Origin of the sequence: Vibrio hibernica (assembly GCF_015223435.1) — a bacterium.
In the GTDB taxonomy this organism is placed as follows: domain Bacteria; phylum Pseudomonadota; class Gammaproteobacteria; order Enterobacterales; family Vibrionaceae; genus Vibrio; species Vibrio hibernica.
In genome coordinates this window covers 67,563-82,567 of the sequence record NZ_VHKO01000010.1, presented here as the reverse complement: position 1 = coordinate 82,567, position 15,005 = coordinate 67,563, and the positions used below count along the sequence as shown (strand labels likewise).

The 15,005-nt window shown below is 41.2% G+C and carries 10 protein-coding genes and 1 pseudogene; 5 read left to right on the top strand and 6 right to left on the bottom strand.

What is annotated here, in order from left to right; all coding sequences use genetic code 11:
* The first annotated feature begins 142 nt into the window (after positions 1-142).
* The gene (locus FH976_RS06515; RefSeq protein WP_194090083.1) at positions 143-346 is read left to right on the top strand and encodes a YaeP family protein; all 204 of its coding nucleotides are present in this window, start codon (positions 143-145) and stop codon (positions 344-346) included.
* Positions 347-368: 22 nt separating this feature from the next.
* Positions 369-557 (top strand): DUF4250 domain-containing protein, encoded by a 189-nt coding sequence (locus tag FH976_RS06510; protein WP_194090082.1) that lies wholly within the window; start codon positions 369-371, stop codon positions 555-557.
* Positions 558-659: 102 nt separating this feature from the next.
* Here FH976_RS06510 and FH976_RS06505 read toward each other — a convergent pair whose 3' ends face one another.
* Positions 660-1,694, bottom strand: coding sequence for a DUF2860 family protein (locus FH976_RS06505; protein ID WP_194090081.1), 1,035 nt, complete (start codon positions 1,692-1,694; stop codon positions 660-662).
* 248 nt (positions 1,695-1,942) lie between these two features.
* Here FH976_RS06505 and FH976_RS06500 point away from each other — a divergent pair.
* Positions 1,943-4,486, top strand: a pseudogene (locus FH976_RS06500) (Ig-like domain-containing protein).
* Positions 4,487-4,603: 117 nt separating this feature from the next.
* Here FH976_RS06500 and FH976_RS06495 read toward each other — a convergent pair.
* Together FH976_RS06495 and FH976_RS06490 are read right to left on the bottom strand one after the other, a co-directional pair.
* The gene (locus FH976_RS06495) at positions 4,604-5,356 is read right to left on the bottom strand and encodes a DUF2884 family protein (protein ID WP_194090080.1); all 753 of its coding nucleotides are present in this window, start codon (positions 5,354-5,356) and stop codon (positions 4,604-4,606) included.
* A 118-nt stretch (positions 5,357-5,474) separates the two neighbouring features.
* Complete coding sequence (locus FH976_RS06490; RefSeq protein WP_194090079.1) at positions 5,475-5,990, bottom strand: GreA/GreB family elongation factor; 516 nt, start codon at positions 5,988-5,990, stop codon at positions 5,475-5,477.
* An 83-nt stretch (positions 5,991-6,073) separates the two neighbouring features.
* Here FH976_RS06490 and FH976_RS06485 point away from each other — a divergent pair, with 83 nt between their 5' ends.
* Positions 6,074-8,050: a RecQ family ATP-dependent DNA helicase gene (locus FH976_RS06485; protein WP_194090090.1), complete on the top strand. Its 1,977-nt coding sequence runs from the start codon at positions 6,074-6,076 to the stop codon at positions 8,048-8,050.
* Positions 8,051-8,118: 68 nt separating this feature from the next.
* Here the strand turns inward: FH976_RS06485 and FH976_RS06480 are convergent, their stop codons facing one another.
* The 3 genes from FH976_RS06480 to purL all read right to left on the bottom strand — a co-directional run bounded on the left by FH976_RS06480 (position 8,119) and on the right by purL (position 13,093).
* Entirely contained in the window at positions 8,119-8,349 is a 231-nt protein-coding gene (locus tag FH976_RS06480; RefSeq protein ID WP_190330423.1) for a DUF3622 domain-containing protein, read from the bottom strand.
* Positions 8,350-8,463: 114 nt separating this feature from the next.
* Positions 8,464-9,060 carry a YceI family protein gene (locus FH976_RS06475; RefSeq protein ID WP_194090078.1) on the bottom strand — a complete coding sequence of 199 codons (597 nt, stop codon included), beginning with the start codon at positions 9,058-9,060 and terminating at the stop codon, positions 8,464-8,466.
* A gap of 121 nt (positions 9,061-9,181) precedes the next feature.
* Positions 9,182-13,093 carry a phosphoribosylformylglycinamidine synthase gene (gene purL, locus FH976_RS06470; protein ID WP_194090077.1) on the bottom strand — a complete coding sequence of 1,304 codons (3,912 nt, stop codon included), beginning with the start codon at positions 13,091-13,093 and terminating at the stop codon, positions 9,182-9,184.
* 330 nt (positions 13,094-13,423) lie between these two features.
* Here purL and mltF point away from each other — a divergent pair, with 330 nt between their 5' ends.
* Complete coding sequence (gene mltF, locus FH976_RS06465; protein WP_407701632.1) at positions 13,424-14,935, top strand: membrane-bound lytic murein transglycosylase MltF; 1,512 nt, start codon at positions 13,424-13,426, stop codon at positions 14,933-14,935.
* Positions 14,936-15,005: the final 70 nt, after the last annotated feature.

The window sequence follows — 15,005 nt, the reverse complement described above, 5'->3', positions numbered from 1 at the left end:
AACCAGTATAGCAACTCTGTGTTTCTTCACACCGTATGGTTATTCCATATTGGAAGTTCCACATCATTTTTAAATATATTAGTCTACAGTCAAACACTCACAAGTATTTTTAACCACTCAAGACCTAACTTGGACAACTTTAATGAAAATTTATGATTGCTGTAACTTAGTCCGCGAACTATACGCTCAAATTGGTAGTGGCGATCAAGGCTATATTCCACAAGCAATTACTTGCGCGGTAAGGACATTTAACGATATTGCAGCGGATGAAGAACTGCCAATAGAAACCCGCGAGCGAGCAGCCTTTGCCGCTGCCAATCTTTTAATTTCAGACTTTAAAGATTAAGTCCTGATAAGGATAATATACGATGGATTTAGCTAATTTTGAAAAAATGGACCCGATAATATTGATGAGTATCGTCAATATGAAGATCCGAAATGAATTTGGTAATTTAGAAAACTTAACCAAGTTTTTCGATATTGATCAACAACAATTAATAGATAAGCTAACAACCGCTGGATTTGATTATTTACCAGAAGCCAAGCAATTCCGATAATGATTATTAAAATAGCCGCTCAACACTGGTTATAACGTGCCTTTGCGGCTATTTACACTAATAATAATCAATATCTAGCTATGCAATTTAACTGCCTTTTCGTTAAAAATCATAGCTCACGCCAGTACCAACGCTCACATTATAGTTATCGTAAAAGTCGATATTAGAAAAATCTTGATGATAACCAAGTAGCGCTACTAGTCCGACATTTTTCAAGTTGAAAGGCGCTTTATAAACATAGGTGGACATAATACCTACGCCGTTATCACTGCGCGTGTCTTGAAAAATAGGATTAACATTTTCGAAATCTTCGTAATGATATGTCGCACTAACCGTAAACGTACCTTTTGCTAATCGCTTCAAAAAGGCAACCTGTCCAGTATATTTATTGGATGACATTGCCTTACCTGATAAATCTTTACGCATATAGTTAACAGAGCTACGAACTAACCATGTTTTACTGATCGGATCTAAATGAGACAATTCAATAAAATACAAATCACCGTTACGATCTAATGCTTGCTGGGCTGTAGGCGAAAAGCTAATACCACTGAGTTCATCGTCTATTTTTTGATCACCATAGGCCATTTCTAAACCAAAACGAGATGATAATATATCGCTATATTGAAATCGTACTCCTTGGATATTGCGGTCGGTTTCACTCCTATCCTCACCGACAAGGTAAGGGTCCTTCCAAGTCGTCGCCGATAGTATGCCCGGTAAGTAAGAGAATTTAAAAGTGCCAAGGTTATCAACATATTGGTGGTAACCTAACTCAATATGCGGTCGGCCAAGCGCGATATCAGCTTCTTGCATACCGAACTGTACTCGTGAATTACCATTAGCAAACGTATAATCCACATGACTCGCGGCCAAAGGGAAAAAGAAGGCTTCCATTTTGTCTTCCCCAATCCCCGATAAAGAATCTATATTCTTAGGGCCAGAATCTAGACGGGAGTTACTTTGAGCGCCTCCCGCTAACATCGCAATCGTCCCTGAAACGCCAGGTTCCCATTTACCCTTTTGTTCATTAGCATAACTTTGCGCTGATAACACAGATAAAACCACTGCAACCCAAATAACTTTAATCACACCATCTCCAGTCATAATAAATACAAATATCGCACGTAAAACCATAAGCGCAATCTATCAATACAATAGCAAAGCGCTTAAAAATATCCTATTAATATAACGAGACATGCATCGAAAGTTAATTGTCGTTTATTACCGCCACCTCCACAGTTAGTGATATTCGTTCTATTTTTATACATATTGATACAAACAAGACATACGGTATATTTTTCTTAACTACTAAATAAGCATGAGTTCATAAACTCAACTGAGTCAAACACAAAATACATAGCTTTTATATTTAGGAGAGAAGGATGAAACGGACTTTAACTTACAGTGCCGTAATGGCGGCGTTGATATTAAGTCAACAAGCTTATGCACAAGATTGCAGCGACTTACCCATTTGGCAATCAGACCAAGCTTACAATGGAGGTAACCAAGTTCAACAAAATGATAGTGCTTACCAAGCTCAATGGTGGACAAAAGGCAATTCTCCGGCACAATTTTCTGGATCATGGCAAGAGTGGGGAAACCTTGGAGTATGCGATAGCCAAGATGGCAATATTGCGCCAACAATCAGTATTATTTCACCATTAAATAATGCTCAAATTGTAGAAGCCGTGACTATTACTCTAAAAGCCAACGCCGACGATGAAGATGGCAATATCAGTAAAGTAGAATTTTTTGCAGGTAATCAATTATTAGGCCAACTAACTGCCGCACCTTATCAATTAGATTGGAGTGCGACATTAGGTTCGTCCTCAATTCAAGTCATTGCAACGGATAATTTAGGTAAAAGCACATCAAGCCAAGTTTCTATTTCTGTCCAAAGTGGCGATGCCAATATGGCGCCAACCATCAGTCTAACGACGCCAACAGCGGAAGATAATATTCAACCTAATGATAATGTGACGCTAACGGCAAATGCTAGTGATGCCGATGGCTATGTGGCTAACGTTGAATTTTATGTCGATAACCAATTGATCGCTTCAGATAATAGTGAACCGTTTGAGGCTCAATGGATCGCTACTTCAGGTCAACACTCACTTAAAGCTAAAGCCTTTGATGATAAAGATGCGGCCGCGACCAGTAACCAAGTCTCGCTTAACGTTGCCACTACATCTAGTGGTGGTTGTGGCGAAGTAGCGCTCTATTCTGCCGGCACTGCATATACCGTGGATCAATTGGTTCAATTAGATAATCAAAAATATCGCTGCGATGTCGCAGGTTGGTGCTCTTCCGATGCATTATGGGCTTATGCGCCAGGCACTGGACAAAATTGGCAAGGTGCTTAGACCAGTTTAGGATTATGCACCACACCACCAGCTGTTACATTAACCACCCCACAAGATGGAAGTGTCGTTTTAGCAGGAAGTGATATTAATGTTACCGCGCAAGCCTCCGATCCTGATGGCAGTATTACAAGTGTTGAGTTTTTTGCTAACGGCGCCAGTTTAGGCGTTGATACTCAAGCACCGTATAGCGCTCAGTGGAGTGCAACCTTAGTCGGCTCCAACAGCATTAAAGCCATGGCAACAGATGATGAAAACAACCAAGCTGAATCATTAGCGCAAGTAACAGTGAGTGATAAACCTGTTGTGACACGCTTAACCTCTCCTACATCTGGTACGTCGGTAGGATTAGGTAAAAATGTTCAACTAGCAGCACAAGCCACCAGCATCACTGGTAGTATTTCTAACGTTGATTTTTTCGTTAATGGAAGCTTAATTGCCACCGATACAACTTCACCTTACGCCGTAAACTAGACACCAACCGCACTCGGTTCTTACATCATTTCTAGCTCTGCAACCGACAATCAAGGCAATAAAGCCGATTCCGATGCCGCAATGGTCAACGTGATTGAGAAAAGTTCGAAAGTACACAAGTTAGTGGGTTATTGGCACAACTTTGTTAACCCGGCCGGCTGCCCTATTCCATTGTCGGAAATGTCGGATGCCTGGGATGTGATTGATATTGCTTTTGCTGATAACGATCCAAACAGCACCGGTACCGTTCACTTTAATTTGTTCCAATCGGATATGCACAGCAGTTGCCCCGCGATTGATCCTGTAAAATTCAAGCAAGATATGCGTGATTTACAAGCTAAAGGGAAAGTATTTGTTCTGTCTTTAGGGGGCGCGGAAGGCACAATTACGCTCAATAGTGATGCCGATGAGCAGCACTTCATTTCAAGCCTTACTAGCCTCATTAATGAATGGGGATTTGATGGCTTAGACATTGACTTAGAAAGTGGCTCAGGCTTAGTGCATGGATCGCAAATTCAAGCTCGATTAGGTGGCGCATTATTACAAATTGAGAAAAATATCGGCGGAGATATGTTCCTATCGATGGCACCAGAGCATCCATATGTTCAAGGTGGCATGGTGGCATATTCTGGTATTTGGGGAGCTTACATCCCAATCATCAATCAAGTTCGCAGCACCTTGGATCTACTCCATGTTCAGTTGTACAACAACGGTGGTTTAGCTAATCCATATACACCAAGTGCCGCGCCGGAAGGCTCTGTTGATATGATGGTTGCTTCGGCCAAGATGTTAGTAGAAGGTTTTACGCTAGCCGATGGCTCTCGCTTTGAACCTCTACGTGATGATCAAGTCGCATTCAGTTTACCGTCGGGCCCACAATCGGCAAATTCAGGCCAAGCTCCAACTCAGAATATTACCGATGCGTTAGATTGTGTTACCAACACCACTCATTGTGGTTCAGTTATTCCAAGCAAAGCCTATAGTAATTTTGGTGGAGTGATGACGTGGTCAATTAACTGGGATAAATATGATGGATTTAATTTCTCAGCCCCAATTGGCAATAAACTTACACAGATGAATAACGCTCAGTAATCCTAGCTAATCTGAACTCTGGATAACTAACATAGACATAAAGACAAAATGCCAGTTCGAATTTACTCGAACTGGCATTTTTATTTTAATCCGTTTATCACTATAGGGAGATTTATTTTACATCACAAATACATCGTAGTTTTTCAATTCAGGAACTTGCTGATGAAGTTTTTTCTCTTCTCCTGCCAAGTCTTTTAAATCACCACAATAATCATTCGCTTCTTTCTGTAATTCTTTTGATTGCGATTTCAAACGTGTTTCAACTTGTGATTTCAATCCCGTTAATTGGTTTTGTAATTCGGTGAGATTAACACTTCCGTCCGTTTTCATTTTCTCAGACAATACAGCAAATGCGCTTGAGAAAAACTCACCATTAAAGCGTTGTGTTGCGGCAGCTGATTCTTGCTTCCAATTGGCTATAGCCTCTTTTACTGCATCTTTTTTCAGAATCCATTCACCATCATTATAATAACGAGATTCAATATCGGAATAATAACCACCAATGGCTGTTTTTACATTATCAAAGGCTTTGGTGTTATTAAAGCTGGCACTAATATCATCAATTACTTGGTTCGCCAAAGTGACGCCATCATCAGCAATTTTTTTGGCTTTAGGGATATAAAGACTAACTTTCTCTCTATATGCTTTCACTGCATCGGCTTGTGCCTGATCTAAATCTAATTTTTTACCCTTAATAAACACATCATTATTTTGATTAATAAGCACTTTCGCTTGGTCTTGCTGATAGATCGAAACCGCATTGTTCTTTAAATGCATTTCATTATTAATATTGATGTCACATTGTGGCGTTTGTGCCATAGCAGAAACAGATGCAAAGGTTAACGCGAAAGAAAGTAAAGTCCGTTTCATATAATAAAATCCCACTGGAGATGAGTAAAAGTAAGGAGAGAGACTAGCAATATATCCTTAGTTTAAGTCAGTAAAACGTTAACTTATACCAATACTTTCAACCTATTCCACTCGATAATTAATAAATAGACATAATTTCGTAACACTTTGTGTGATTAGCAATATTGATAACAACCTCATCATCGACTGACTTACCCATTAAAGCCTTTCCTAATGGGGATTCTGGCGTGATTAGCTGCACCATAATACTTGAGGTCTGGACACTCAACCCACCCGCTACAGAACTTAAGAAAAACCATTTCTCGCACTTTTCATCGTCACCCAATAGTTTGACTAAAGCACCAATACTCACAGAGTCTGAGTCCAAGCAATTTTTCACAGCGAGATCTTTAAAGCTATGCAGATCTCTCAAACATTGTTGCAATCGCTGTGCTTGCCCATGCGCTAAATAAGAAGCTTCTAAACTCAAGGTATCGTATTTATGCTCAGGTACATTCTCTTTATCGGTTGCAGTATCGATTGCAGTTTGAGTGGCAGCTAAGGCTGATGCATAGACCAATTCTAACTTCTTAATGATTTCTTGGTGGAGTATCGTTTTATCTATCAATATCTTGTTTATCGATGAGGAATTCATGATTTTCTCATTGTTGCATCTATGTGTACTGCTGAAATGAAGTATCATATTACTCTATTTTAATCGGCAAACGGAAATTGATGATGACCCTAATTCAGCAAGCATTAACGCAGCACTTTGGCTTTAGTGAGCTTCGTGGGGGGCAATCGAAAGTCATTGATACCATTTTATCGGGGCAATCTGCGGCGGCAATTTTTCCAACTGGTTCAGGTAAATCTCTGTGCTATCAATTGCCAGCCGTGCTACTACCTAACCTAACTCTCGTGATATCACCTCTACTTGCTTTAATGAGAGATCAACTCGAATTCCTTCATTCAAAAGGCATTGCGGCCGCCTCTCTCGATTCAACTCAAGATCGCGAAGCAAGCAATCAAATAATGCAAAAAGTGCGTAATGGCGAAATAAAAATACTGATGATTTCAGTTGAGAGATTGAAAAACGAACGCTTTCGTCAATTTATTTCGCAAGTACCCATTTCAATGTTGGTCGTTGATGAAGCGCACTGTATTTCAGAATGGGGTCACAATTTCCGACCAGACTATTTAAAACTGCCTTATTACTGCCAAAGTTTGAACATTCCACAAGTGTTATTGTTAACCGCGACGGCAACTCCAGCGGTTATTGAAGATATCAGCAGTAAGTTTAATATCTTAAAAGAGAACATCACTATCACGGGATTTTATCGCCCCAATCTTGATTTAAGTGTCCTACCTTGTGAGGAAGAAGATAAGCCACAAGCTTTGGTGGATTTACTCTGCTCAGCGCCAGATTCACCTACTATTGTATACGTCACCTTGCAACATACCGCCGCTCAAGTTGCTCAGTATTTACAACGACACGGAATGAATGCTTTAGCTTATCACGCTGGATTAGACTCGGACTTGCGTCAACGTATTCAACAACAGTTTATGTCTGGAGACGTTCCTTGCATTGTTGCCACGATTGCTTTTGGAATGGGAATTGATAAATCTAATATTCGTCGCGTGGTGCACTTTGATTTGCCTAAGTCGATTGAAAATTACTCGCAAGAAATTGGCCGTGCTGGACGCGATGGTGAAAAGTCTTATTGTACTGTGCTGGCAAATACTTCGGGCATCAATGTACTCGAAAATTTTGTTTATGGTGATACGCCAGATACTTGCTCTATCAAGCATGTATTGCAATCAATTTATGAAGACCAAAGCCAATCAGGGTTATGGGAAGTGATGCTCACGCGCTTATCTCGTGATTCTAATATTCGTCAACTGCCTCTCAAAACGCTTTTAGTGTACTTAGAACTACAAGGCATTATCCAAGCGAAATATAGCTATTACGCCGACTACCGCTTTAAGCATATTGTGAGTGAAGCTGATATTTTGGCCCGTTTCCCACAGCACGGAGCCTACGCTGAACGTCACCAATTTATTCAAGCCATTTTCAGTTGCTCAAAAATAGCCAAAACCTGGCGCAGTGTCGATTTCGATGGTTTATGGATGGGCTATCAAGCAGAACGTAGCCGCGTGGTCGCAGCATTAGATTATTTTCATGAACAAGGTTTAATTGAACTTGAAAGCAAACAAGTAACGGATGTATATCAAGTTTTGGGTTCAGAAACACCAGAGACCCAACGAGATCATACTGACGTTGCCAACGAGCTAAGTGAGCTTTTCAAGCAAAAAGAACATGGTGATCTAAACCGAATTCAAACATTGATTAATTTATTTGAAAGCTCGTCCTGTCTAAGCTCTAAACTGGCAGGATACTTTTTAGATCATGATGTTCCAAATGCTTGTGGTCATTGCAGTGTCTGTCGTGGCAAGGTTGCCACTTTGCCTAAACCCTATTTAGATGAAGTACCACTAGAAACTATTGCCCATTGGATAAAACCATTTAAAAGTGCTTTTGATAACAGTCCTCACCAAGAAGAAATGCAGTTAACCTCTGAAGCAATCACAAGATTCCTATGCGGTATTTCAACACCGCTAAGCAGTAAACTAAAAGCGAATAAAATGGAAGGCGCTAGCAAGCTTGAACAATATCCATTTGCGCTGGTGCAAAAATGGGTAGAGACACTTAGTTAATTAAATGCAGACCATAAAAAACGGTCACCGTAAAGATGACCGTTTTTTATACTTTTTAAAGCAGCAACTTATTCGTCGTCGTTCTTGCGCTTACCCGCAGATTTACGTTTATTACGCTCAGTTTGAACCTTTTGGAATTCAACCAATTCTTTCTCTGCCCATTCTGTCGCTTCAGCTTCCGTTTCAAAGCCTAATTGACGTTTAGAGATAATTGTACGGCGAGAGGTAATTTGGCGAACAATCTCAGCAGACCAACCATTACGCTTTTCAACCAATTGAAAACTATATTTGTTACTCATAATACTCTTTTACCTGCTTTGCCCCATGGTGAAACATTTCGCTTAGGCGCAACGCTAAATTAGGCGCGCATTAAAGCATATCTTGACGAAAAAAGATGCATTTTTTAATAGTATTTATTGTGCTTTAAATACAAAATGCGCAGTCACTGGAACACCCAGTGCTATCGAATCTAATTTAGCTATATTCTTAAGCGCTTCTACACCTTTATCTAAACCAAAGTCTGCCGCATTGATAATAATAGGCTGTATGGTATCCACTTGAAATCCACCATCGCTCAATCTGGTAACTGAAACACTGGTGTCGATTGTTTTAGACTTCCCATGTAAAGACAATTCCGTTTCTAACGGCATAATAACCAACTGCCCTTTTTCTAATTTTTTTAATTGTGCCACATTCAGTTGGGCGGTAAGCATCGCTTGTGGAAAGTCTTTTACATTAAACAGCATTTGACCCATACGTTCATCGCGGGCGGGAACCTTAGTATCAACACTCGATAGCGTTATATCAATGGCAACCTTACCGTCAGAGCCAAGCGTACCGGATAATGTTTTGAAATGATGAACTTCCGTAACACTGTCATTTTTGGTTGATACAAAATTCAAGGTTGAGTTTTTATCATCTAAATTCCAATCAGCTAAAGCTTGCTGACAAAACAACATCATCGCTACCCACGTACCATTTAAAAGCCATTTAACTGTTTTATTCATCATTTATTCCTTAGTTTTAGGGGATGTAAATAAGTGTAGTCGCTAAATTAATATTCATGTGTTGATTAGGTTAAATGATAAAAAAACGGCCACCGAAGTGACCGTTTATTTATTCTCCAATCAATTAACCAATATGCTTACGCGCATTACGGAACATACGCATCCATGGGCTGTCTTCAGACCAATCTTCTGGATGCCATGAATTTGCTACCGTGCGAAATACTCGTTCGGGATGTGGCATCATAATCGTGACACGACCATCTTCGGTAGTTAGACCCGTGATTGCATTAGGTGAACCATTCGGGTTATTTGGATACTGTTGAGTTGGATTTCCCATATTATCCACATAACGTAGCGCGATTGTACCTGAGTTTTCAATCGCTTGAAGATGCTCATTACCACGTACTTCGACACGGCCTTCGCCATGAGAAACCGCGATTGGCATACGAGAGCCTGCCATTTCACTAAAGAAGACAGAATCCGATTTTTGCACTTCAACTAAGCTAAAACGCGCTTCAAAACGTTCAGACTCATTGCGTACGAAACGAGGCCACAAATCCGCACCTGGAATAAGTTCGCGCAAATTAGATAGCATCTGACAGCCATTACATACACCAAGTGAGAACGTATCTTGACGCTCGAAGAAGCCAGAAAATTGGTCACGAGCATTATCATTAAACAGTACTGATTTCGCCCAACCTTCGCCAGCTCCAAGCACGTCGCCATAAGAGAAGCCACCACAAGCCACAAGGCCTTGATAGTCTTCTAATACTGCTTGGCTTGTTAAAATGTCACTCATGTGAATATCGGTAGTTGCAAAACCGGCACGGTCAAACGCTGCCGCCATTTCAACATGAGAGTTAACACCCTGCTCACGCAAAATCGCCATCTTAGGTTTTTTGCCCATATTGATCATCGACGCGGCAATGGCTGGCGCTGCCACATCTTCATTAATATCAAACGTTAACTTAACATTTAAGCCCGGGTCATTATTGTCGGCCTTGGCTGCATGTTCTTGCTCTGCACACGCAGGGTTATCACGCATGGTCTGCATTTTATTGGTGGTTTCTGCCCAAATCATGCGAAGCTCAGTACGGTTACGTTCAAGTACAACGGCCTCACCGTCAGTGATCACAATACTATCTGATACTTCAACCGAACCAATAATATGAGAACACGTCAGTAAGCCATGCTCAGCTAACACCGATTGAACAACTTCAACGTCATCAGCCTGAACTTGAATCACAGCGCCCAATTCTTCATTAAATAAAGCGGCTAAAGAATCTGAGCCTAAACCAGCAATATCTGCTTTCACGCCACAGTGACCTGCAAATGCCATTTCAGATAACGTAACAAACAAGCCACCATCCCCTTTATCGTGGTAAGCCAACAACTTGTTGCTCGCCACTAAGGTTTGTATTGCATTGTAGAAACTTTTCAGCTGCTCGGCGTTATCCACATCGGCAGGTTTATCACCCAACTGCTTATACACTTGAGCGAGTGCAGTTGCACCCATACGGTTTTTACCGTTACCTAAATCAACGAGAATAAGGTTGGTATCACCTTTGTTAAGTTTTAATTCCGGCGTGATAGTTTTACGCACATCTTCAACGCGAGCAAATGCGGTGATCACCAATGACAATGGCGAGGTCACTTCACGATCTTCGCCATCTTGTTGCCATTTGGTTTTCATCGACATTGAGTCTTTACCGACCGGAATGGTTAAACCAAGCGCTGGGCAGAGTTCTTCACCGACCGCTTTTACCGCTTCATAAAGCCCAGCATCTTCACCCGGATGACCAGCTGGAGACATCCAGTTAGCCGAGAGTTTAATGTGTTTAATATCACCGATATTAGTTGCCGCAATATTGGTGATGGCTTCACCTACCGCTAAACGCGCAGATGCACCGAAATCAAGTAATGCTACTGGCGTACGCTCGCCCAACGACATCGCTTCACCGTGGTAAGTATCGTAACTTGCCGCTGTAACGGCGCAGTTCGCCACAGGAACCTGCCAAGGGCCGACCATTTGGTCACGAGCCACAAGACCAGTCACAGAACGGTCACCAATGGTAATAAGGAAAGTTTTCTCAGCGACTGTTGGAAGGCGCAATACACGATCGACGGCTTCATTTAATTCAATGCCACTGCGATCAATTGCTGGGTTATTCGCTTTTAATGTTTTTGCATCACGATGCATTTTAGGCGTGTTACCTAACAAAACATCCATCGGCATATCGATTGGCGTATTATCAAAATGTGAATCTTCCAGTTTCAATTCACGTTCTTCAGTCGCAACACCTACGACGGCATAGGGTGCACGTTCACGCTGACAAATCGCATCAAATGTTGCCATATTTTCTGGAGCAACTGCCATTACATAACGCTCTTGAGATTCATTACACCAAATCTCTAATGGACTCATTCCTGGCTCATCATTAGGTACATCACGCAATTGGAAGATACCACCACGCTCACCATCATCAACAAGCTCTGGTAATGCATTCGAAATACCGCCCGCACCCACATCGTGGATAAAGGCGATTGGATTCTCATCGCCAAGCTGCCAGCAGCGGTCGATCACTTCTTGACAACGACGCTCCATTTCTGGGTTTTCACGTTGAACCGAAGCAAAATCAAGATCTTCAGCCGATTGACCCGATGCCATTGACGACGCCGCGCCGCCACCTAAACCGATATTCATTGCAGGACCACCAAGCACAATTAAACTTGCACCTACTGGGATTTCTTTTTTCTGCACATGCTCATCACGGATATTACCCAAGCCACCCGCCAACATGATTGGTTTGTGGTAACCACGGATTTCTTCGCCGTTATGAGAGTTCACTTTTTCTTCGTAGGTACGGAAATAACCCAATAAATTTGGACGGCCAAATTCATTGTTAAATGCTGCGCCGCCAAGTGGGCCTTCAAGCATAATATCCAATGCCGTAACGATACGACTTGGTTTGCCAAAATCCGTTTCCCAAGGTTGAACAAAGTTTGGAATTTTAAGATTCGATACAGAAAAACCAACTAAACCCGCTTTAGGCTTACCACCTATGCCAGTTGCGCCTTCATCGCGAATTTCGCCGCCAGAACCAGTTGAAGCGCCCGGCCAAGGAGAAATAGCGGTTGGATGATTATGCGTTTCGACTTTCATCAAAATATGCGCGAGTTCTTGCGTGTAACCATATTGACGTGTTTTTGGATCAGGGAAGAAGCGCCCAACGGTTGAGCCGGCCATGACTGCCGCATTATCTTTATAAGCCGATAAGACGTGATCTGGAGTGACTTCCATGGTGTTCTTAATCATCTTGAATAAAGACTTTTCTTGTTCAACACCATCAATGGTCCAAGATGCATTAAAGATTTTATGGCGGCAATGCTCTGAGTTCGCTTGAGCAAACATCATCAATTCAATATCTGTTGGGTTACGGCCTAATTTTTCGGTAAAGCTTTCAACTAAGTAACCAATTTCATCATCTGCCAAAGCAAGACCAAGCGTTACATTCGCCTCTTCAAGCGCGGTGCGGCCACCCGTTAATAAATCGACTTCCGATACAGGTGCAGGTTGCGCTACTTTAAATAACGCCGCAGCTTGTTCAAAATCAGAAAAAACCACTTCCATCATGCGATCATGTAAAAGTGCTTTAACTTCTAATAATTGCAGCGCTGATAGTTCAACCGAAGACTCAACATAATAAGCCGTTCCACGCTCAAGGCGTTTTACTTTTTTCAAACCACAGTTATGAGCAATATCGGTCGCTTTTGATGCCCATGGAGAAATAGTGCCAGGGCGAGGAGTCGTCAACAGCAGTTGACCTTTAGGATCATGATCTTCGATGGTTGGACCATAGGTAAGTAATTTTTCTAACTTTTCAACTTCTTGAGCATCAAGCTCAGTCGTTAGATCTGCAAAATGTGCAAACTCAGCATAAATGCCAGATACAGGTAGGTTTAACTCACGACAAAGCTCTAAAAGCTTGTTGACACGAAATTCGGATAAAGCGGGTGAACCACGCAAAATTCTCATGTACTTAGGTCTCTTTGGCTGTTGGGTTATAAAAAATAATATTGATATAATTTCAAATACTTAGCTTTATTTACGTTATATCAATGTCATTTCAAACCAGTTAACGGCCTTTTCCGGCGTATTATAAAGGAAATTAGCACTCGACGTAACACCCAAAGCAACCGTTTGCGCAATTTTTTGCCTTTACTGTCTACTAACAATAAAGCAGCATATTTTGACGTTAATATTAAGTGAGTAAAATTAATATCGATCCTCTACATTTCATCAATTTTGCTGAGAACCTCTGCATTTGGTATAAAGTACATCTAAACGACTTTATGAGATCCCCTTTTGACTAAATTTTTCTCTTATATTGAAAGTAAACGCTGGATTCTGGCCCTATTTTTTCTCATTGGATTAACCGCTTGTCAGCCAGACCCTAAGTCTATGACAGACTTGGAACAGATCCAACAGCGTGGTGTATTACGTGTCGGCACTTTGAATAATCAACTGTCTTATTTCATTGGTCCAGAGGGTCCAACGGGGTTGGATTATGAGTTAGCACAAAAGTTTGCCAAAGAGTTGGGAGTGAAACTTGAAATCAAACCGGCTTACCATTCAAGTGGGCTGTTTCCTGCATTAAAAAACCATGAAGTCGATCTTATTGCCGCTGGTGTCAGTCACACTCCTGACCGTCTAGCTGAATTTAATGTTGGGCCCGCTTATTATTATGTCAGTCAAAAAGTTATTTATCGCAAAGGAACATGGCGTCCACGTAATCTTAAACAATTAATGGAAAAACAAGGCAACCTTGTCGTAGTCAAAGATTCAGAGTTCGACCAAACATTACAAAGTTTGTCGATAAGCAACCCTGGATTAAAATGGGATACGGTAAAAACTACCGATACTAATGATCTATTAAAGCAAGTATCAACTGGAGATATTGACTTTACCGTTGTCGATTCTATTTCATTATCGGTTAACCAAAGGCTACATCCTAATTTAGCCGCGGCCTTTGAACTCACCGAAGATCAGCCAATTTCTTGGTATATTAGAAAATCCAATGATGATTCACTCTACGCCATGATGCTGGAATTCTTCGGCGATATTAATCAATCAGGTGATCTCGCTCAGCTAGAAGAGAAATATTTTGGTCACATACAAAGTTTTGACTATGTGGATACCCGCGCCTTTATTCGCTCACTAGACAGTAAGCTGCCTCGTTATAAAAGACTATTTCAAACTTATTCTAAAGAATTTGATTGGCGGTTAATTGCTGCATTATCTTATCAAGAATCACACTGGAACCCTCATGCGACCTCACCAACGGGTGTCCGAGGCATGATGATGCTCACTCAGTCAACCGCTAAAATGGTTAACGTCACAAACCGACTTGATCCCGCACAATCAATTAAAGGTGGTGTTTCTTATTTACGCGGCATCATGAGACGGATCCCTGATTCGATTCCTGAACATGAAAAAATTTGGTTTGCTTTAGCCTCCTATAATTTAGGGTATGGCCATGTAATGGATGCCCGTCGAATTACACAATCTCAAAATGCCAATCCGAATTCTTGGACAGATGTAAAAGAGCGTTTACCCTATTTACAGTTACCAGGCTACTACCCTTACACTCGATATGGTTACGCTCGTGGCAATGAAGCAAAAAGTTATGTGGAGAATATACGCCGTTACTACCAAACTATTATTGGTTATGAAGTTCAAGAAAAACAAGAGATTAGAAATGATAACCGGGATGCTGACTTCACCGTGATTAATGCTCCAATAATGCCAGAGACAACAAAAGCACAAGAGACAAGTACGTCATCAGAACACATTGACATGACAAACATCAAAAAATAGTAATAGATTAGCCTAACACTTTAAACAATTGAGTTAATTCTAATTGACTCAATTCACCAGAACGTAATAT